This window comes from Micromonospora sp. S4605, assembly GCF_003176715.1.
GTDB lineage: Bacteria > Actinomycetota > Actinomycetes > Mycobacteriales > Micromonosporaceae > Micromonospora > Micromonospora echinaurantiaca.
This window is the reverse complement of record NZ_QGSW01000286.1, coordinates 1-18707: the sequence shown is the minus strand read 5'-3', so window position 1 is coordinate 18707 and position 18707 is coordinate 1. Positions and strand designations below refer to the sequence as shown.

Sequence of the window (18707 nt, the reverse complement as noted above, 5' to 3'; positions counted from 1 at the left end):
GGACCTCCGCGGCCCGGTCCGGCCCCGTCTCCACTGGTCGGTGTCGACCCGGACCGGGTCGGGCACCGACCAGTGCAGCCGGGGCCGGACCGGGCCGGTGAGGTCCTCGTGGGCGTTGTCGCAGACCGCGATCACCAGGTCGCCGTCGCGGACCACGTCCGTGACGTGGGCGGTGCCGGTGGGGTCGAGGTCGAGCCGGTGGCGGTGCGCCACGGCGATCGCCCGGGGGTGGACCCGGGCGGCGGGCCGCGTGCCGGCCGAGGCGGCGGGGCCGTGCGTACGGTGCCGCCAGAGCGCCGCGGCGAGCTGCGAGCGGGCGGAGTTGTGGGTGCAGACGAAGACGACCCGGCCCACCCCGGGCAGCGGGGGCGCGCCGAGGGTGGCCAGGGTCTCTGGCAGCAGCCGCAGGTAGGTGCGGCGCCGGTCGCCCTCGGACCGGGTGCGGACGACGAGCCCGGCTTCGGTGAGCACCTTGACGTGATGAGCCACCAGGTTGGTCGGCATGTCGAGGGCGTGGGCGATCTCGCCGGGGGAGGCGTCGCCGAGGGTGAGTGCGTCCACGATCGCCAGCCGCGCCGGGTCGCCGAGGGCGGCGTGGACCCGCGCTCGGTCGGTCAGGGAAGAAGGCTCAATGCTCATTGACTCAACTATCGCTGAGCAAACGGCGCGATGTCAAGCCGGGGTGGCGTCCGGGGTCGTGCGGGCTCGCCGGCGGGCCGACGTGGCGTGGTTGGCTGCTCAGCAGCAGGTCGCCAGGTAGGACTGCAGTTCGGCGAGGGCGGCGAGGGCGCCGTCGCGGTCCGCCCGGTAGTAGACCGTCTTCCCGTCGCGCCGCGACGTGACCACCCGGCCTCTGCGCAGCAGCGTCAGCTGCTGGGACGCGGTGGCCTGGCTGATGCCCGTACGCTCGGCCACCTCGCCCACCGACAGTTCGGCGCCCCGCGCGAACAGCATCATGATCCGCTGTCGGGTCGGGCTGCCCAGCGCCTTGAGGAACTCCTGCGTTTCCGGTGCCAGCCCGGACGGGGCGTCGACCTGGCTCGCGGTCGAGGGGGCCGGCCGTCCGGACGTCGCCTGCTGCATGCCTCCCACCTTCCCCCACCATCATCATATTGTCATTCAACAAAATGACGATATGATCGTCGACGTGACTCCTCGAACCGAACCCGTGGTCATCGTCGGCGGGGGCCAGTCCGGCCTGGCCGCCGCTCGGGCCGGGCTGACCGCCGGCCTTCGTCCCGTCGTCCTGAATGCCGGCGTGGAGCCGGTCGGCTCCTGGCCCGACTACTACGACAGCCTCACCCTCTTCTCGCCGGCGCGCTACAGCGCCCTGCCCGGCCTCGACTTCGGCGGCGACCCGGAGCGCTACCCGAGCCGCGACGAGGTGGTGGCGTACCTGCGGCGCTACGCCGCCGGTCTCGACGCCGACGTCCGCACCGGAGTCCGGGTCACCGCCGTGCGATCGCGTCCCGACGGCGGCTACCTGGTGCAGACCGACGCCGGTGACGAACTCGCGGCCGCCGGCGTGGTGGCCGCCAGCGGCTCGTTCGGCAACCCCTACCTGCCGGTCCTGCCCGGCCAGGACCGGTACGCGGGGGAGCTGTGTCACGTCGCCGACTACCGCCGGCCCGACCCGTACGCGGGACGGCGGGTCGTGGTCGTGGGAGCCGGCAACTCGGCGGTGCAGGTCGCCCACGAACTCGCCGGGTACGCGGACGTCACCCTGGCCACCCGCGCGCCCGTCCGGTTCCTGCCGCAGCGCATCCGGGGCCGGGACCTGCATTACTGGCTCCGCGTCACCGGCGCCGACCTGCTGCCGCGCCCGGTGCTCACCCGGCTGGTCCGGCACGCCGCCGTGCTCGACACCGGGATCTACCGCGACGCAATCGCCGCCGGCGCACCGGCCCGCCGGGCGATGTTCACCGCCTTCACCGACGACGGGGTGGTCTGGAGTGACGGCAGGGCCGAGCGGGTGGACGCCGTCGTCTTCGCCACCGGCTACCGTCCGCACCTGGACTACCTGGCGCCGCTCGGAACCCTCGACCGCGGCCTGCCCCGGCAGCGTGCCGGGATCTCCACCACCCATCCCGGGCTCGGCTACCTCGGCCTGGAGTTCCAGCGGTCGTTCTCGTCGAACACGCTGCGCGGGGTGGGGCGCGACGCGGCGTACGTGACGGCCGCGCTCGCCGCACACGTGTCGGGCCGGTCACGACGCCGGCCGGCTGCCCGGCGCGCGGCTGCAAACGGCCGGCCGTGAGTCGGGTGGGGTCGGCTATCTGGCAGGGGTCGGCTCGATGGTGAGCAGGGCCGCGAGTTGGCGCAGCACGCCCGGGCGGGCCCGGTAGTAGACCCAGGTGCCCCGTCGCTCCGCGTCCACCAGACCAGCCTCGCGCAGCGTCCGCAGGTGGTGGGAGATGGTCGGCCCGCTGAGGTCGAAGGCGGGGGTGAGGTCACAGACGCACGCCTCTCCGTCCTCGGCGGAGGCGATCATGGACATCAGCTGGAGCCGGACCGGGTCGCCGAGGGCCTTGAAGGCGGGGGCGAGGACGGCGGCCGTCTCCGCCGGCACCCGGCGCTGCGCCAGTGGTGGGCAGCACGGTGTCTCGGCGTCCAGCACGGTCAGTGGCGTCGGCTGCTTTGACATTCCTCTAGGTTGACATCTCTCTAATCAGCGTGCAAGTCTCTGCTTAGACGGACGTCAAGACAGGCTCCGTCGGAAGGGGATCGTCATGTTCGGCAAGGCCCGGCGGTGGGTGGTGGCTCGGGCGGGAGTGCGCTTCTGCGACTCCTGCGCCCAGGTGTCCACCGCCAACCAGCGTGCGGAGCGTCGCTACGACCGCGTTCGCACCAGCGTCCACACCCTGACCAGCCCTCGATGAGCGACGGGACGGCGACCACGATGAGCGAGCACATCCAACCGGCCGGCGGGTTCGCCGGCGACCCGGCCGCCGCCCTGGCGGTCACCGGCTCCGGCGGCTGCTGCGGCAGCCCGGCCCAGGCGGTCGGCTCGATCCTGCCGCCCGCCGGCCTGCCCGCGACGTCCGGCCCGTGTTGCGGCACCCGGCAGGAGGCCGACGCCGCGGGCGCCTGCTGCGGCGCCGAGGCGAAGACCGCCGCCGTCGACGCCGGGCAGGGGTGCTGCGGATGATCCCCGCGACCGCGCCGCCGGGGGAGGTCTCCGGTGACCGGATGGTGGCCACCGTCGCCGCCCTCGCCGCGGACCGTTTCGCCGGCCGGCGGGTCGGCTCCGCCGGCGGGGCCGCGGCCCGGGGTTGGCTCGCCGATCAGCTGGTCGCGCTCGGCGCGACGGTGGAGACCGACGAGTTCCCCGTGCGGGCGGTGCCCGAACTGTCCGCCGCGCCCACGGTGACCTGGGGCTCCGGCACGGCGGCGCACCGCCTCGCCGCCGGTCGGCAGGTCGCCGTCCACCTCGCGTCCGCGTACACCCCCGAGGTCCGGCGGGGTCGGCTGGGGGTGGCCGGCGACGGGGACCCGGCCGGCCGGTGGCTGGTGGTGCCGGCGGGGATGAGCCTCTTCGACGCCTACGGGGACGCCCACGGGGCAACGGGGTTGCTGCTGAGCCGCCCCGTCGACGCGGACGGCTGGCAGTACACCACCCTCGCCGGCCCGGACCCGGGGCCGTTGCCGGCTCTCACCCTCGACCCCGCCACGCACCGCGCGCTGCTCGCCGCGGCCGGCGAGCAGGGGTGGCTGGCCGCTGACGCCCCGCTGCGTCGGCTCGACGTCACCGGCACCAACCTCCACGCCATCGTCCGCCGGGCGGCGCCGGGCGAGCCCGACGTGCTGCTCACCGCGCACTACGACGGCGTGGGCGACCACCCCGGGCTGCGGCAGCCGGGCGCCTCGGACAACGCCAGCGGCGTCGCCGTGGTGCTCGAGGCGGCCCGGATCCTGGCCGCCGAGGCCGGGGACGGCGTCGGGCTCTCCGTCGCCCTGCTCGACGCCGAGGAGATCGGCGCCCTCGGTTCCGCGCGCCACGCCCGTCGACTGCGCGCCGCCGACGCCGACCCGCTCGTCGTCAACGTCGACGGCGCGGGCCGACTGGACCGGGCGGCGGCGGTCGAGGCGGGCGGGCCCGCCCACCGGCTGCTCGCGCTGCTGGACCAGGCCGGCCGGCAGGTCGGCGTACCGCTGGTGGCCGGGCCGGTGGCCTCGGACAACCGGCGCTACGGCGGCGCCGGCTTCGCCGCCGTCGGCATCGGTGCCGGCATGGCCGGCTACCACAGCCCGGCGGACACCGCCGAGCGGGTCGAACCGGCCACCCTGACCGCCCTGGCGCGGCTGGTGGTCGCCACCGTGCGGCTGACCGCGTCGTCACCCGCTACACTTTCATCGTCGATCGGCGATTAACGATAGAGGAAACGGGAATGGCAGAACTGCTGGACCGGGCGACGGCGCGGACGTACGCGTCGTGGTTCCGGGCGCTGGCGGACCCGACCCGGGTGCAGATCGTGGAGTACCTGGCCCGCCAGGCCCGACCGATGAGCGTCGGGGAGATCGTCACGGCGGTCGGGCTGGCCCAGTCCACCGTCTCCCAGCACCTGAAGGTCCTCACCGAGGTCCGGTTCGTGCTCGCCGAGCCGGCCGGCACCGCCCGGCTCTACCGCGTCAACGACGCCTGTGTCGACTGCTTCCCGTCCGCCGCCGACGTGGTGATGGGCCGACCGGCCCCCAGCCCGAACGGAGCCTGCTGATGGCCGACCTCACCGTCCGACCGATGCGTCACGAGGACGCCGACCGGGTGCTGGCGATCTACCAGGCGGGCCTCGACGGCGGCAATGCCAGCTTCGAGACCGTGGCACCGACCTGGACCGCGTTCGACACCGGTCGGTTGCCCGCGCACCGCTTCGTGGCCGTCGACGGTGACGACACGGTCCTCGGCTGGGTCGCGGTCACGCCGACCTCCACCCGCGCGGTCTACGCCGGGGTGGTGGAGCACTCGATCTACGTCGACCCCGCCGCGCAGGGGCGCGGGGTGGCCCGGCTGCTGCTCGACACGCTCGTCGCCTCGACCGAGGCGGCCGGCATCTGGACCATCCAGTCCGGCATCTTCCCGGAGAACGCCGCCAGCCTGGCCCTGCACGAGCGGGCCGGCTTCCGGGTGATCGGCGTGCGGGAGCGCGTCGGCCGGCACCACGGCCGGTGGCGCGACGTCGTGCTGCTGGAACGCCGCAGTCCCGTCATCACCTGACCGTCGTACGCGCGGCCCGCCTGGGCCACCGTCGACCCTTTTGTTTCGATCATCTTCAAGACAGAGGAGTTTCCTGATGAACGTCCTGGACGATCTGCCCGTCGTGGTCGTCGGCGCCGGGCCGGTAGGGCTCGCCGCCGCTGCGCACCTGCACGAGCGCGGCCTGCCCTTCACCGTGCTGGAGGCCGGTGACACCGCCGCCGCGGCGGTGCGCCAGTGGGGTCATGTGCGGGTGTTCTCCCCGTGGCGGTACAACCTCGACACCGCCGCCCGGCGGCTGCTCGACGCGGCCGGCTGGGTCGCCCCCGACCTCGACGCCCTGCCGACCGGCGCCGAGCTTGCCGCCGACTACCTCCAGCCCCTCGCGGAGCTACCGCCGCTCAAGCCGCACCTGCGCTACGGAGCCCGGGTCGAGGCGATCAGCCGGCTCGGCCTGGACCGGCTGCGCACCGCCGGCCGCGAGCAGACCCCCTTCCTGGTCCGGCTCGCCGACGGCGAGGAACTGCTCGCCCGCGCGGTGATCGACGCCTCCGGCACCTGGGGTACGCCGAACGTGCTCGGTGCCTCCGGCCTGCCCGCCCGCGGAGAGAACGTCGCCGCCCCGTTCCTGGAGCACGCGCTACCCGACGTTCTCGGCGCGGACCGGGAGCGGTTCGCCGGCCGGCACACCCTGGTCGTCGGCGCGGGTCACTCGGCGGCGAACACGCTGCTGTCCCTGGCCGAGCTGGCGGTCGGCGCGCCCGGCACCGAGGTGACCTGGGCGATCCGGAGCGCCAGCCCGGCCCGTACCTATGGCGGCGGCGCCGCGGACGCGCTGCCCGCCCGGGGCGCCCTCGGCTCCCGGCTGCGCGAGCACGTCGAGGCCGGCCGGATCCGGTTGCTCACCGGCTTCTCCGTGCACGCCCTCAACCCGGCCGACGGGCGGGTCGCCGTGGTGGTGCGGGCCGCCGACGGCGGTACGGAGTCCATCGTGGTGGATCGGATCGTCGCCGCCACCGGCTTCCGCCCCGACCACTCCATCGCCGGCGAGCTGCGGCTGGACCTCGACCCCGTGCTCGGCGCCACCCGGGCGCTCGCCCCGCTGATCGACCCGAACGAGCACTCCTGCGGCACCGTCCCGCCGCACGGCGTCGACGAGCTCGCCCACCCGGAGCCCGGCTACTACGCGGTGGGCATGAAGAGCTACGGGCGGGCGCCGACGTTCCTGATGGCCACCGGCTACGAGCAGGTCCGCTCGGTGGTCGCCGCGCTGGCCGGCGACTGGGCGGCCGCCCGCGACGTGCGGCTGGAACTCCCGGAGACCGGGGTGTGCAACAGCAACCCGGCGGACTCGGTGAGCGGCGACAGCTGCTGCGGCACCGCACCGGCTGCCGGGCCAGCGGGCCGCGGGCTGGCCACCGGGGTCAGCGGTGGGCTGCTCGCCGCGCCGGTCAACCTGATCCCGTTGGCCACCGTCGGTGGCGACGCCGGCTGCTGCGGCGGCTGATGGCCACGGCCACCGGGGTGCCCGCCGACGCCGGGATCGGCGGGCACCCCGCGGGGTGGCCGGGCCGGATGGTCGCCGCGCTGGCCGTCACCCAGACCATCGGCTACGGCACCCTGTACTACGCGTACGCGGTGCTGCTGGCGCCGATGGCGGCGGCCCTCGGCGCGTCCACCGCCGCCGTGACCGGCGCGTTGACCGCGTCCGTGATCGCCGGCGCGCTCGCCGCCGTCCCGGTCGGACGGTGGCTCGACCGCCACGGCGGGCGCGGCCTGATGACCGGTGGGTCGCTGGCCGCCACGGCGCTGCTGATCGCCTGGTCCCAGGTGGACACCGTCGGGCAGCTCTACGCGGTGATGATCGGCATCGGCGTCGCCGGGGCGATGGTCCTCTACGAACCGGCCTTCGCGGTCATCGTCTCCTGGTACGCGCCGCCCCGCCGGGACCGGGCGCTGCTGGCCGTCACCATCGTCGCGGGCTTCGCCAGCACGATCTTCCTGCCACTCACCGGGCTGCTGGTCGCGCGGCTGGACTGGCGCGGCGCGCTGCTCGTCCTGGCCGTCGTGCACGCCGTGACCACTGTGCCGTTGCACGCCGCCACCGTGCGCCGGCCACCCGGCCCGCACCCCGACCGCGCCGCGTCTCGGAACGCTGGCGGCCAGGGGCGACCGGACCGGCCGCGGGGCGCGACGCGGCGGGCGGTGCGGGACGCGCGGTTCTGGATCCTGGTCGCCACCTTCGTCGCCCACGGGTCGGCCACCAGCACGATGACCGTGCACCTCGTCGGTTTCCTCACCGACCGCGGCCACGCCGCGACCTTCGCCGCCACCGTGGCCGGCCTGCTCGGCATCCTGTCGGTCACCGGCCGGCTCGTCCTCACCGGCGCTCGGCGGCGGCTGTCCGTGCCCACCGTGCTCGCGGTGATCTTCGCGGTCCAGGCGGCCGCCGCGCTCGGCCTGGCGGCGGCCGGCGGTACCCGGGTCGGCGCGGTCCTCGGCGTCACCGCGTTCGGGCTCGGGTTCGGTGTCGCCAGCCTGGCCGTCCCGGCCCTGCTGGCCGATCGCTACGGCACCGTCGGCTACGCCGCCGTCGCCGGCCTGCTCGCCGCGCCGGTCACGCTGGCCAAGGCCACGGCACCGCTGGCCGGCGCGCTCCTGCTGCACCGCACCGGCTACGGCCCGCTGCTCGCCGCCGTCGCCGGCTGCTGCGCCCTCGCCGCCGCCGGCGTGCTGATCCGCGCGGGCGGGCACCTCTCATGATCGGATGTTGTTCCGCAGGGGATGACCGGGTCTCTCGCCCTGCTCCAGATTCGAGGATCATGGGTCGCCCGCCGTCCGGCGGGTTGGCTGGGAGGGGCGGGCTGTGGGGTACGTCGACAAGATCGCTTGGATCCGTCTGGAGGGTGGCCGGGTGCTCAGCACCCGCTCGCGCGGGCGGGACGTCTGGTACCTGCCGGGTGGCAAGCGGGAGCCGGGCGAGACCGACCTGGCGACGCTCTGTCGGGAGATCGCTGAGGAGTTGAGCGTCGTCGTGCTGCCGGAGAGCGCCGTGCACGTCGGCACCTTCACCGCGCAGGCGCACGGCCATCCGGCGGGCACGCTGGTCCGGATGACCTGCTACTCGGCGGCGTACCGGGGCACCCTGCTAGCGGCCAACGAGATCGCCGAGGTCGGCTGGCTCGGATACGCCGACCGGCACCGGGTCTCGCCGGTGGACCAGCTCATCTTCGACCACCTGCGGGAGTCCGCCGGGCTGCGCTGACCCGCCGCGACAACGCCGTGCGGTGTGGCTGGCCCGGCGCTGACCGGTCGCGATGGTGTCCGCCACGCTGGTGCCCGGCGTTTGGTCAGGCGGGGTGGGGGTATCCGCGGGGCCGGTGACGACAGGAGGCGCCGTGCGCTTTCCCCGCTTCGTGGACGCGGTGTCCCGCCGCTCCGGGCTGCCGCCCGAGCAGGCCGCCGCGATCGCCCGGGCCGTGCTGCAGACGATGGCCGAGCGGGTGACCGGCGGCGAGGCGGACGACCTGGCCGGGCAGCTCCCGGACGAGTTGGGCGACTACCTGGCGCCGGGCACCGAGGCGGTCGAGGGCCGGTCGGCCGCGTTCGGGCCGGCGGAGTTCCTGCGCCGGGTGGGGGAGCGGGCCGGGGTCGACGAGGCGACCGCCCGAGCCGGTGCCGGCGCGGTCTTCGCGACGCTTCGGCAGGCGGTGACGGTCGGCGAGTTCCGGGAAATGGTGGCCCGGCTTCCGCGCGGTTTCGACGGCACGATCGCGCCGGTTCCGCCGTACGACGGGTGAGCAGTCGGGCATCGGCGGAGGCCATGTCGGACTGTGGACATGGCCCACATTTCGGGAACTTTCGCGGCCTGAGCCCTGTTTTACCGTAAGATTACTTGACGGTAGGCCCTTATGCGGTAGGTCCTCTACGCGCTAGGGGGATGATCGGACGATTTTCGTCGTCCCTCGTCCGAGGGTCCGTTCGGCTCTTCGGCCCGACTCTAATCGATGATCTTTCTTCCCAGGTATTGAGCCATATGCTCAATCCACTGTGAAGTCCTGGGGGGGATCATGATCGGCCTTGTCGAACGCTGTGTGCTGTCCTGTTGCGGGGCGACGTCCGTAGTCTGACATGAAACAATCGACGGTCATCCATCGGTTTGGCGCTGTCGCCACCCGTCGTCCCGAACTGCCGGCCGTGCTCGGCGAGTCCGAACAGCTCAGCTACGCCGACCTGGCCGGTGCGGCCGGCGGGTACGCCGCGGCGCTCACCGCCGCCGGCGCTCGGCCGGGCGACCGGGTCGCCCTGCTCACCGCGCACGGCGCGCCCACCATCGCGGCCATCCTCGGCACCCTCGCGACCGGCTGCGCGTACGTGCCGCTGGATCCGGGGTTCCCCGAGCAGCGGCTGCGGCGCATGCTCGCCGCCGCCGGGGTCGGCATCGTCCTGAGTGGAGCGGAGCACGCCGAGGCCGCGCGCCGGCTCACCGCCGACCGCCCCGACGTCCTGGTGCTCACCGTGGACGCTCCGCCGCCCGCCCCGCTGCGCCCGGTGCCGGTCGAGCCGGACGCGCTGGCGTACGTGCTGTTCACCTCGGGTTCCACCGGCGTGCCCAAGGCGGTCGGACAGACCCACCGCAACCTGCTGCACGTCGTCGACAACCAGATCGCCACCCTCGACCTCGGCCCGGCCGACCGGCTCAGCCTGCTCGCCTCGTTCAGCTTCGACGCGGCCATCCCGGACCTCTACCCGGCCCTGCTCGCCGGCGCCGCGGTCGTGCCGGTGGAACTGCGCCGGCACGGCCTGGCGCACGCCGTCGAGCAGCTCGCCCGGCACCGGGTCACCGTCTACCACTCGACCCCCACGGTCTACCGGTTCCTGCTCGACACCCTCGGCGAGCGCCGGCTCGACCACGTCCGGGTGGTGCTGCTCGGCGGCGAGCAGGCCACCCACGCCGACGCCGCGCGCGGCCGCGACCGGTTCGCCCCGGACTGCCTGCTGGTCAACGGCTACGGCGCGACCGAGCTGACCTTCGCGGCCCGGTACGCGCTGCCGCTGGCCGCGGCCGACCCGGCCGCCACCGGGCCGCTGCCGATCGGCGCCGCGCTGCCCGGCTACCAGCTGCGGCTGGCGCCGGACGGCGAACTCGTGGTGCGCAGCCGGCACCTCGCCCCCGGCTACCTCGACCAGCACAGCGACCGGTTCGGCGTGGACCCCGACGGGGTGCCGACGTACCGCACCGGCGACCTGGCCGAGCGGCTGCCCGGCGGCGAGCTGGTCTGCCTCGGCCGGCTCGACCGGCAGGTCAAGGTACGCGGGTTCCGGGTCGAGCTGACCGAGATCGAGGCGGTGCTCGCCGAACAGCCGGGCGTCGCCGCGGTCCGCGCCATCGCCCGCGACGGCGAGCTGCTCGCGTACGCCCGACCGGCCGGCGGGCCGCTCGACCCGGCGGCCCTGCGCGCGGCCCTCGCCCGGCGGCTGCCGGACTACGCGCTGCCGCGCACGGTGGTGGTGGTCGAGGAGTTCCCGCTCACCGTCACCGGCAAGGTCGACGAGCGGGCGCTGCCCGACCCGGCCGCCGACGTGCCGTCGAGCGAGGCGCCGACCACGCCCACCGAGCGGATCGTGCACGACATCTGGTGCGCGGTGCTCGGCCGCGCCGCGGTCGGCCGCACCGCCAGCTTCTTCGACGTCGGCGGGCAGTCGCTGCTGCTCGGTCAGGTGCAGCAGCGGCTGGCCGAGCGGTTCGGGGTACGGCTGCCGCTGCTGCGCCTCTTCGACCACCCCACGGTGGCCGACCAGGCCCGGCTGCTCGACGCGCCGCTGGAACCGGTGCGCGCGCCGATGCTGCCGCCGGCCGCACCGACCACCGCCGCCCGCGAGTACACCGGCGACGAGATCGCGGTGGTCGGCCTGGCCGGCCGCTTCCCGGGCGCCCCCGACGTGGCCACCTTCTGGTGGAACCTCTGCGCCGGCGTCGACTCGATCCACGACCACACCGACGAGGAACTGGCCGCCCTCGGCATCGGGTCGCGGCTGCGCGACGACCCCCGGCACGTCAAGGCGGCCGGCCGGTTGGACGGGGTGGCCGACTTCGACGCCGGCTTCTTCTCCTTCGGCGAGCAGGAGGCGGCGCGCACCGACCCGCAGCACCGGCTCTTCCTGGAGACCGCCTGGGAGGCACTGGAGGACGCCGGTCACGATCCGACCCGGTTCCCCGGGCTGGTCGGGGTCTACGCGGCCACCTCGGCCAACCGTTACTTCCTGTTCCACCTCCTGGACAACCCGGCAGTGGTCGGCGACGTCGACCCGGACGACTGGGAGGCCCGGCTGATCGGCCGGCAGTTCACCGACCACCTGCCCGGGCAGGTGGCGTACCGGCTGGGGTTGACCGGGCCGGCGGTCGCCGTGCAGAGCGCCTGCTCCAGCTCACTGGTCGCGGTCTGCCTCGCCGCCCAGAGCCTGGCCGACTACCAGTGCGACATCGCGCTGGCCGGCGGGGTAAACGTGACCTGGCCCCGCTACCGGCACACGCCGGGCGGGCTGGCCTCGCCGGACGGCCGGTGCCGCGCGTTCGACGAGGCGGCCAACGGCGCCGGCTTCGGCTCCGGCGTCGGCGTGGTGGCGCTGCGCCGGCTCGCCGACGCGCAGGCCGACGGCGACCGGATCTACGCGGTGCTGCCCGGTTGGGGCGTCACCAACGACGGCGCCGACCGGGCCGGCTTCGCCGTGCCCGGGCCGGCCGGGCAGGCCGCCGCGGTGGCCAACGCGCTCGCCGCCGCCGAGGTCGCGCCGGGCGAGGTCCGTTTCATCGAGGCGCACGGCAGCGGTACGCCGCTCGGCGACGCCATCGAGGTCGCCGCGCTGCACGAGGTGTACGCCGGCGCCGGCCCCGCGGAGACCTGCGCGCTCGGTTCGGTGAAGACCAACATCGGTCACCTGGACGCCGCCGCCGGCATCGCCGGGCTGATCAAGGCGGTGCTCGCCGTGCAGCACGGGGTGATCCCGCCCAACCTGCACTTCACCCGCCCGCACCCCGAGGTCGACCTGGCCGCCGGCCCGTTCTACGTGCCGACCAAGGCGCGGGACTGGCCGGACGCGGCGCGCCGGGTCGCCGGGGTCAGCTCGTTCGGGGTCGGCGGCACCAACGCCCACGTCGTGGTCGAGCAACCTCCGCCGGTCGAGCCGGTCGACGTCCCGGACGCCGCGGCGTACCTGCTGCCGGTGTCCGCCCGCGACCCGGTCGCGCTGCGGTCGGCCCTGACCCGGCTGCGCCAGCACCTCGCCGGCACCCGCCCGGTGCTGGCCGAGGTGGCCGCCACGCTGGCCCTGGGCCGACGGGCGTTCGGCTGCCGGGCGGCCGTGGTGGCGACCGACCCGGCCGGCGCCGTCGTCGCGCTGGACGAGCTGCTCGGCACCGACGCCCGGGTGGCCGGGCCGGCGGGAGAGCTACGCGAACTGGCCGCGGCCTGGGTCGCCGGCCGGGACGTGGACTGGGCGGCGCTGCACCCCGAGGGCACCCTCCGGCGGACCGGACTGCCCACCTACCCGTTCCAGCGCCAGCGGTACTGGATCGACCCCCCTCAGAAAGGCGCGCGGTGAACTGGTTCGTCTCCGCCGGCCGCCGGGAACCGGCACCGGTCCAGCTGTTCTGCCTGCCCTACGCCGGTGCGGGCGCGAGCGCGTTCCGGCGCTGGCAGGACGGCCTCGGCCCGGGCGTCGAGGTGCTGCCCGTGCAGCTGCCCGGCCGGGAGAACCGGATCAGCGAGGACCCGCGGTTCCGGGTGGCCGACGTCGCGCACGCCATCGCCGAGCGCGCCACCGGCCGGTACGCCGTCTACGGCCACTCGATGGGCGGCCGGGTCGGCTTCGAGGTGGTTCGCGAGCTGCGCCGGGCCGGCCTGCCGCTGCCGCTGCGGCTGTACGTCGGCGGCGCCCGCGCCCCGCACGTCACCGCGCCCAGCCTCTTCGACGGACTGTCCCGGGTGGACGACGACGAGCTGCTGCGCCGGCTCGGCGCGGGCGGCGGGCTGCCGACCGAGCTGCTCGACCACCCGGAGCTGGTCGAGCTGCTGCTGCCCCTGCTGCGCGCCGACTTCGGCCGGGTGGACAGCTACCGCTACGTCCCCGAGGAGCCGCTGCCGGTGCCGATCGTGGCGTTCAGCGGCCGGCACGACCGGGCGGTCACCCGGGCGCACAGCGCGGCGTGGCGCGAGCACACCGCCGCCGGCTTCACCCTGCACGACATCGACGGCGGGCACTTCTTCCTGCACGACCGGCTGCCCGACCTGCTCGCCCTGATCCGCGCCGACCTCGACACGGCCCTCGCCGACACCGCGCTCGCCGACGTGGCGGCGACGCAGGCCGCCGCGACAGCCACGGCGGCCGGTCCGTCCGGAGCTGAAACACCCGTGGCGGCTGGTCCGCCCGGCGACCCGGCAACCACGGCGAGGTCCGACGGGCACCGGGTGCCGCTGGGTGACACCGGCTGGTCGGTGTGGCGGGACGCCATCCTGCGCACCACCGGGTTCCCCGCCGACGGGCTGGCCCTGTTCGCCGCCCCGCAGGCCGCCGCGGCCGCCGACGAGCTGCTGACGACCGGCGCCGGCGTGGAGCAGTTCGACAAGGAGTTCGCCGAGGCGGTGGCGGCCACCGGCCGCCGGCTCACCGAGCTGGCCGGCGATCCGCTGCTGCGGGAGGCGGTCACCTGGCAGAACCGGGGAGCCCTGCTCGCCCTGGACGGTCTCGCCCGCGGCGGCCCCGACCCGGCCCGCAACGTGCGGCGCCGCGACCGGGAACGCGCCCTGCTCAAGTACTGGCAGCGGTACTGCGGCAAGAACGAGACGGTCGGCTTCTTCGGCCCGAGCTGCTGGGTCACCCTCGACCCGGCCCGTACCGAGACCGCCGACGTGCGCCCCGGCCCCGGCCTGACCCGGCGCCGCTGGGTGTGGTTCGAGTCCTGGGCGCTGACCGCGTACGCCGACCGGATCGGCCAGGACCTCGCGGTGCGCAGCTGGTGGGCGCCGATGCTCTGCCCCCAGCTGAGCCTCGTCGACCGGACCGTCCGCCGGCCCGGCCGACCGCCGGTGACGCTCACCGGCGTGGAGGCGGCGCTGCTGGCCGCCGCCGACGGCCGGCGTCCGGCCCGCGAGCTGGTCACCGACCCGACGATCGGGCTGCGCCGCCCGGAGGACGGCTACGCGCTGCTGGACCGGCTGGTCGAGCGCGAACTGGTCACCTGGGACGCCGCGCTGCCGGTCAGCCCGGACGCCGAGGACGTGCTGCTACGGCGGATCGACGCGATCGGTGACGAGACCGCGCGGCGGGACGCCCGCGCCGGCTTCGACCGGCTCCGCGCCGCCCGGGACGCGGTGGCCGCCGCGGCCGGCGACCCGGCGCGGCTGCGTACGGCGCTGGACACGCTGGACACCACCTTCACCGAGCTGACCGGGCAGCCGCCGCGCCGCCGGGCCGGCGAGATGTACGCCGGTCGCACCCTCTGCTACGAGGACACCAGCCGGGACCTCGACGTGGTCTTCGGCCAGCCGCTGCTGGACCGGATCGCCGCCCCGCTCGCGGTGCTGCTCCAGGCCGCCCGCTGGCTGGTCGACGCGCTGGAGCGGGCGTACGGCGCGGCGTTCCGGGAACTGCACGACGAGCTGCGCGCCGAGTCCGCCGGCGCCCCGGTCGCCCTGGCCGACCTGTGGTTCCTGGCCCAGGGTCTGTTCTGGGGCGACGGGACCCGGCCGGTCGACGCGGTCGCCGCCGAGTTCGCCGGCCGCTGGGCCGGACTGTTCGGCCTGGACGCGCTGCCACCCGGGGCCACCGAGGTCCGGCTGCCGGTGGCCGACCTCGCCGCCCGGGTCGCCGAGGTCTTCCCGGCCGACCGCCCGGCCTGGCCCAACGCCCGGCTGCACAGCCCCGACCTGCAAATCTGCGCTGCCGACGCGGACGCGTTGGCCCGCGGCGACTACACGGTGGTGCTCGGCGAGCTGCACGCCGCCTGGGCGTCCTTCGACTGCCAGGTCTTCACCCCGGCGCACCCCGACGTGGGACGGCTGCGCGAGGCGCTCACCGCCGACCTCGGCGAGCGGCGGATCCGGCTGCTCTTCCCGACCGACTGGCCCCGGCGCACCAGCCGGGTCGCCGAGGCGCTGGCCGGGCCGACCGACCGGCAGTTGGCCTTCGCGCCGGCGCCCGGCGCCGACCCGGACCGGGTGCTGCCGACGGTGGACCTGACCGTCGTCGACGAGGGCGGCGAGCTGTTCGCCGTCGCACCGGACGGGCAGCGCTGGACGCTGACCGAGGTCTTCTCGCCGCTGCTCAGCGCGCACGCCGTGGACGGGTTCAAGCTGGTCGCGGCCGCGCCGTACACCCCGCGGATCACCCTCGGCGAGCTGGTGGTGGCGCGGCAGACCTGGCGGACCACGGTCGGCGGCAGCGGTCTGGCCACCGTCACCGGCGAGCGGGAACGGTTCCTCGCCGTCCGGGACTGGCGCCGCCGGCTCGGCCTGCCCGAGCAGGTCTACGTCAAGCTCGGCACCGAGACCAAGCCCTGCTTCGTCGACCTGAGCAGCCCGGCGTTCAGCAACATGTTCTGCGCCATGGTGCGAGCCGCCCGTGGCGACGGCGGCGACGACACCTCGCTGGTGATCAGCGAGATGCTGCCCACGGTGGCGGACGCCTGGGTGCCCGACGCCGCCGGCCGGCGCTACTTCAGCGAGCTGCGGCTGCACATCGTCGACGCCGACGAGCGGGAGGCCGGCCGATGAGCGAGCGGCAGAGCCACCGAATCCCGCTCGGCGACACCGGTTGGTCGGTGTGGCGCGACGTCGTGCTGCGCACCGCCGGCTTCCCGGCGGCCGGGCTGGACGCCTTCGCCGCCCCCGAGGTCGCCGCCGCCGCCGACGCCCTGCTGGCCGGCGAGGACACCGCCGACCTGTTCGACAAGGCGTTCACGGCGGCGCTCGCCGACAGCTCGGCGGTGTGCGGCGAGATCGCCGCCGACCCGCTGCTGCGTGAGGCGGTCACCTGGCAGAACCCGGAGATGCTGATCGCGCTGGACGGCCTGCTGCGCACCGACCCGGCGGTCCGCAACGTCCGCCGGCGCAAGCGCGAGCTGAGCCTGCTGCGCTACTGGCAGCGCTACTGCGGCAAGGCCGAGACGATCGGCTTCTTCGGCCCGGTCTGCTGGGGCCGGCTCGACCCCGACCAGCCGAGCACGCGGCTGCGGCCCGGTCCGGCGCTGGTGTCCCGGCGCGAGGTCCACTTCGAGGCGTGGGCGCTGATCGCGTACGCCGACCGGCTCGCCGACGACCTGGCGGTGCGCCGCTGGTGGGCACCGGCCCTGCCGCCGCACCTGAGCCTGGCCGGCCGGCAGGTCACCCGGCCACTGCTGCCGCCGACCGAGCTGTCCGCCGTGGAGGCTCGGCTGCTGGCCGCCTGCGACGGGCGTACGCCCGCGATCGAGCTGGTGCGGCGGTTGTGCGCCGACGGCGAGCTGCGCAGCCCGGACGACGGCTACCTGTTGCTCGACCGGCTGGTCGAGCGGAACCTGCTGACCTGGGACGCCGGCCTGCCGGTCAGCCCCGCGGCCGAGCGCGTGCTGGTGGAGCGGATCGCCGCGATCGGCGACCCGCCGGTCCGCGCCGAGGTGGCCGCCGCGTTCGACCGGTTGCGCGCGGCGCGGGACGCGGTGGCCGCGGCCGCCGGGAACCCGGAGCGGCTCGGTGCCGCGCTCGCCGCGCTGAACACCGAGTTCACCGCCGTCACCGGCCGGCCCGCCACCCGCCAGGCCGGCCAGATGTACGTCGGCCGCACGGTGCTCTACGAGGAGACCGCCCGCGACCTGGACGTCACGGTCGGCTCCCGGGTGCTGGACGCGCTGGCCGAACCGCTGGCGATCGTGCTGACCGCCGCCCGCTGGCTGACCGCCGAGGTCGGCGCGGCCGGCGAGCGGCTCGTGGCCGACCTGCACGCCGAACTGCGCGGCGACGGGCCGGTGCGGCTGGCCGACGTCTGGGCGCTCGCGCAGGGGCTGCTGCTCGCCCCGGACGGCCCGATCGCCCGCGCCGGCGCGGAACTGACCGCCCGCTGGGCGGAACTGGTCGGCCTGGACACGGTCGCCCCCGGCCAGGCCGAGCTGCGGCTGCGCAGCGCCGACCTTGCCGAGCGGGCCCGCGCGCTGTTCGGCGCCGACCGGCCCGGCTGGCCGTCCGCCCGGATCCACAGCCCCGACGTGCAGCTCAGCGCCGCCGACCTGGACGCGGTCGACCGGGGCGAGTTCCTGCTCGTCCTCGGCGAGCTGCACCCGGCCTACGTCCCGTTCGACAGCGCGGTGCTGACCCCGTTCCACCCCGACCGGGCGGCGCTGCGGGCCGCGCTCGACGCCGACCTCGGCCCGGCCCGGGCCCGGGTGCTCTATCCGGAGAGCTTCCCGCGGCACAGCACCCGGATGACGTACGCGCTGGACGGGCCCGCCGACCGGCAGTTCGGCATCGACACCGCGCACGGCGCCGACGTCGACCGGCTGGTGCGGGCCACCGAGGCGCTGGTCGAGCCCGGCGCCGACGGGTGGGTCGCGGTGCTGCCCGACGGGACCCGCTGGCCGGTGATGGAGATCTTCGCGACCCTGCTCGGCGCGCTGCTGCTGGACGCGTTCAAGCTGCTCGCCCCGGCCGCGCACACGCCCCGGATCACCATCGACCGGCTGGTCGTGGCCCGGCGTACCTGGCGGACCACGGTGGCCGAGACCGGCCTGGCCGGGGTCACCGGTGAGGCCGAGCGGTTCCTCACGGTCCGCCGCTGGCGGGCGCGGCTCGGCCTGCCCGAGCGGGTCTTCGTCAAGGTCGGCACCGAGGTCAAGCCCTGCTACGTCGACCTCAGCGGCCCGCTGCACGCCCAGTCGCTCTGCGCCATGGTCGACGCCGCCGCGAAGACCGGCCCGGACGTCACGGTCACCGTGAGCGAGCTGCTGCCGGACCCGGCGGACGCCTGGGTGACCGACGCGCGGGGCCGCGGCTACGTCAGCGAGCTGCGGATGCAGATCACCGATCCAGTGAGCCACCGGGGAGTGAACGGGTGACCGACATCCTGTCCATCAGCGCTGTGCACGGGGACGAGCTGCCCTGGCCGGACGCGACGCTGGCCGAGCTGATCGCCGCCCAGGCCGCCCGCACCCCGGACGCGGTGGCGGTGCGCCAGTGGGACACCCGGCTCAGCTACGCCGAGCTGCTGGCCCGGGCCGCCGGGGTGGCCGCCGCGCTGCGCGAGCGCGGCGTCGGCCGGCAGACCCGGGTCGGCGTCTGCGGCGCTCGCACCCCCGACCTGGTGGTCACCGTGGTCGGCGTGCTGCTCGCCGGCGGCTGCTACGTGCCGCTGGAGCCGGGCGGGCCGCGCCGGCGGCTGCGGGAGATCGCCGCCGACGCCGGGGTGACCGTGGTGGTCGGCGACGCCGCCGAGGCGGAGTTCGGTGACGTGCCCGGCGTCGAGGCGGTCGGCCTGCCCGGCCCCGCCC

At 75.6% G+C, this 18707-nt stretch carries 17 protein-coding genes; 14 read left to right on the top strand and 3 right to left on the bottom strand.

What is annotated here, in order from left to right:
* Both DLJ47_RS25800 and DLJ47_RS25795 read right to left on the bottom strand, forming a co-directional pair.
* Positions 1-639 (bottom strand): arsenate reductase/protein-tyrosine-phosphatase family protein (locus DLJ47_RS25800; RefSeq protein ID WP_109903624.1); only part of this gene is annotated, 639 nt, incomplete at its 3' end.
* Between the two features lie 99 nt (positions 640-738).
* Positions 739-1083 carry an ArsR/SmtB family transcription factor gene (locus DLJ47_RS25795; RefSeq protein ID WP_109903622.1) on the bottom strand — a complete coding sequence of 115 codons (345 nt, stop codon included), beginning with the start codon at positions 1081-1083 and terminating at the stop codon, positions 739-741.
* 64 nt (positions 1084-1147) lie between these two features.
* Here DLJ47_RS25795 and DLJ47_RS25790 point away from each other — a divergent pair, with 64 nt between their 5' ends.
* On the top strand, positions 1148-2257 hold the full coding sequence (locus tag DLJ47_RS25790) for a flavin-containing monooxygenase (RefSeq protein ID WP_233258023.1): 1110 nt from the start codon (positions 1148-1150) through the stop codon (positions 2255-2257).
* Between the two features lie 15 nt (positions 2258-2272).
* Here DLJ47_RS25790 and DLJ47_RS25785 read toward each other — a convergent pair whose 3' ends face one another.
* Positions 2273-2644 carry an ArsR/SmtB family transcription factor gene (locus DLJ47_RS25785; RefSeq protein WP_088994488.1) on the bottom strand — a complete coding sequence of 124 codons (372 nt, stop codon included), beginning with the start codon at positions 2642-2644 and terminating at the stop codon, positions 2273-2275.
* Between the two features lie 85 nt (positions 2645-2729).
* Between DLJ47_RS25785 and DLJ47_RS35920 the strand changes: the two genes are divergently transcribed.
* The 13 genes from DLJ47_RS35920 to DLJ47_RS25725 form a co-directional block, all read left to right on the top strand.
* Entirely contained in the window at positions 2730-2879 is a 150-nt protein-coding gene (locus DLJ47_RS35920; RefSeq protein ID WP_158289896.1) for a hypothetical protein, read from the top strand.
* The gene (locus tag DLJ47_RS25780; RefSeq protein ID WP_233258022.1) at positions 2876-3148 is read left to right on the top strand and encodes a hypothetical protein; all 273 of its coding nucleotides are present in this window, start codon (positions 2876-2878) and stop codon (positions 3146-3148) included. Before DLJ47_RS35920 ends, DLJ47_RS25780 begins: the two co-directional genes overlap by 4 nt.
* The gene (locus DLJ47_RS25775) at positions 3145-4371 is read left to right on the top strand and encodes a M28 family metallopeptidase (protein WP_199236002.1); all 1227 of its coding nucleotides are present in this window, start codon (positions 3145-3147) and stop codon (positions 4369-4371) included. The genes DLJ47_RS25780 and DLJ47_RS25775 overlap by 4 nt, the downstream gene beginning before the upstream one ends.
* A gap of 17 nt (positions 4372-4388) precedes the next feature.
* Positions 4389-4715 carry an ArsR/SmtB family transcription factor gene (locus DLJ47_RS25770; RefSeq protein WP_109903616.1) on the top strand — a complete coding sequence of 109 codons (327 nt, stop codon included), beginning with the start codon at positions 4389-4391 and terminating at the stop codon, positions 4713-4715.
* Entirely contained in the window at positions 4715-5212 is a 498-nt protein-coding gene (locus DLJ47_RS25765) for a GNAT family N-acetyltransferase (protein ID WP_109903614.1), read from the top strand. The genes DLJ47_RS25770 and DLJ47_RS25765 overlap by 1 nt, the downstream gene beginning before the upstream one ends.
* A gap of 76 nt (positions 5213-5288) precedes the next feature.
* Positions 5289-6698: an FAD-dependent oxidoreductase gene (locus DLJ47_RS25760; RefSeq protein WP_109903612.1), complete on the top strand. Its 1410-nt coding sequence runs from the start codon at positions 5289-5291 to the stop codon at positions 6696-6698.
* Positions 6698-7954 carry an MFS transporter gene (locus DLJ47_RS25755; protein WP_109903610.1) on the top strand — a complete coding sequence of 419 codons (1257 nt, stop codon included), beginning with the start codon at positions 6698-6700 and terminating at the stop codon, positions 7952-7954. The genes DLJ47_RS25760 and DLJ47_RS25755 overlap by 1 nt, the downstream gene beginning before the upstream one ends.
* 103 nt (positions 7955-8057) lie before the next feature.
* Complete coding sequence (locus DLJ47_RS25750) at positions 8058-8456, top strand: NUDIX hydrolase (RefSeq protein WP_109903608.1); 399 nt, start codon at positions 8058-8060, stop codon at positions 8454-8456.
* A gap of 133 nt (positions 8457-8589) precedes the next feature.
* Complete coding sequence (locus tag DLJ47_RS25745; protein ID WP_109903606.1) at positions 8590-8991, top strand: DUF2267 domain-containing protein; 402 nt, start codon at positions 8590-8592, stop codon at positions 8989-8991.
* 331 nt (positions 8992-9322) lie between these two features.
* A complete protein-coding gene (locus DLJ47_RS25740; protein WP_109903604.1) occupies positions 9323-12793 on the top strand; it encodes an AMP-binding protein in 3471 nt (1156 codons plus the stop codon).
* Entirely contained in the window at positions 12790-15963 is a 3174-nt protein-coding gene (locus DLJ47_RS25735; RefSeq protein ID WP_109903602.1) for a thioesterase domain-containing protein, read from the top strand. Before DLJ47_RS25740 ends, DLJ47_RS25735 begins: the two co-directional genes overlap by 4 nt.
* On the top strand, positions 15960-18275 hold the full coding sequence (locus tag DLJ47_RS25730; protein WP_109903600.1) for a lantibiotic dehydratase: 2316 nt from the start codon (positions 15960-15962) through the stop codon (positions 18273-18275). The genes DLJ47_RS25735 and DLJ47_RS25730 overlap by 4 nt, the downstream gene beginning before the upstream one ends.
* On the top strand, positions 18272-18707 hold a 436-nt coding region (locus DLJ47_RS25725), incomplete at its 3' end, for an AMP-binding protein (protein WP_146228196.1). The genes DLJ47_RS25730 and DLJ47_RS25725, both read left to right, overlap by 4 nt.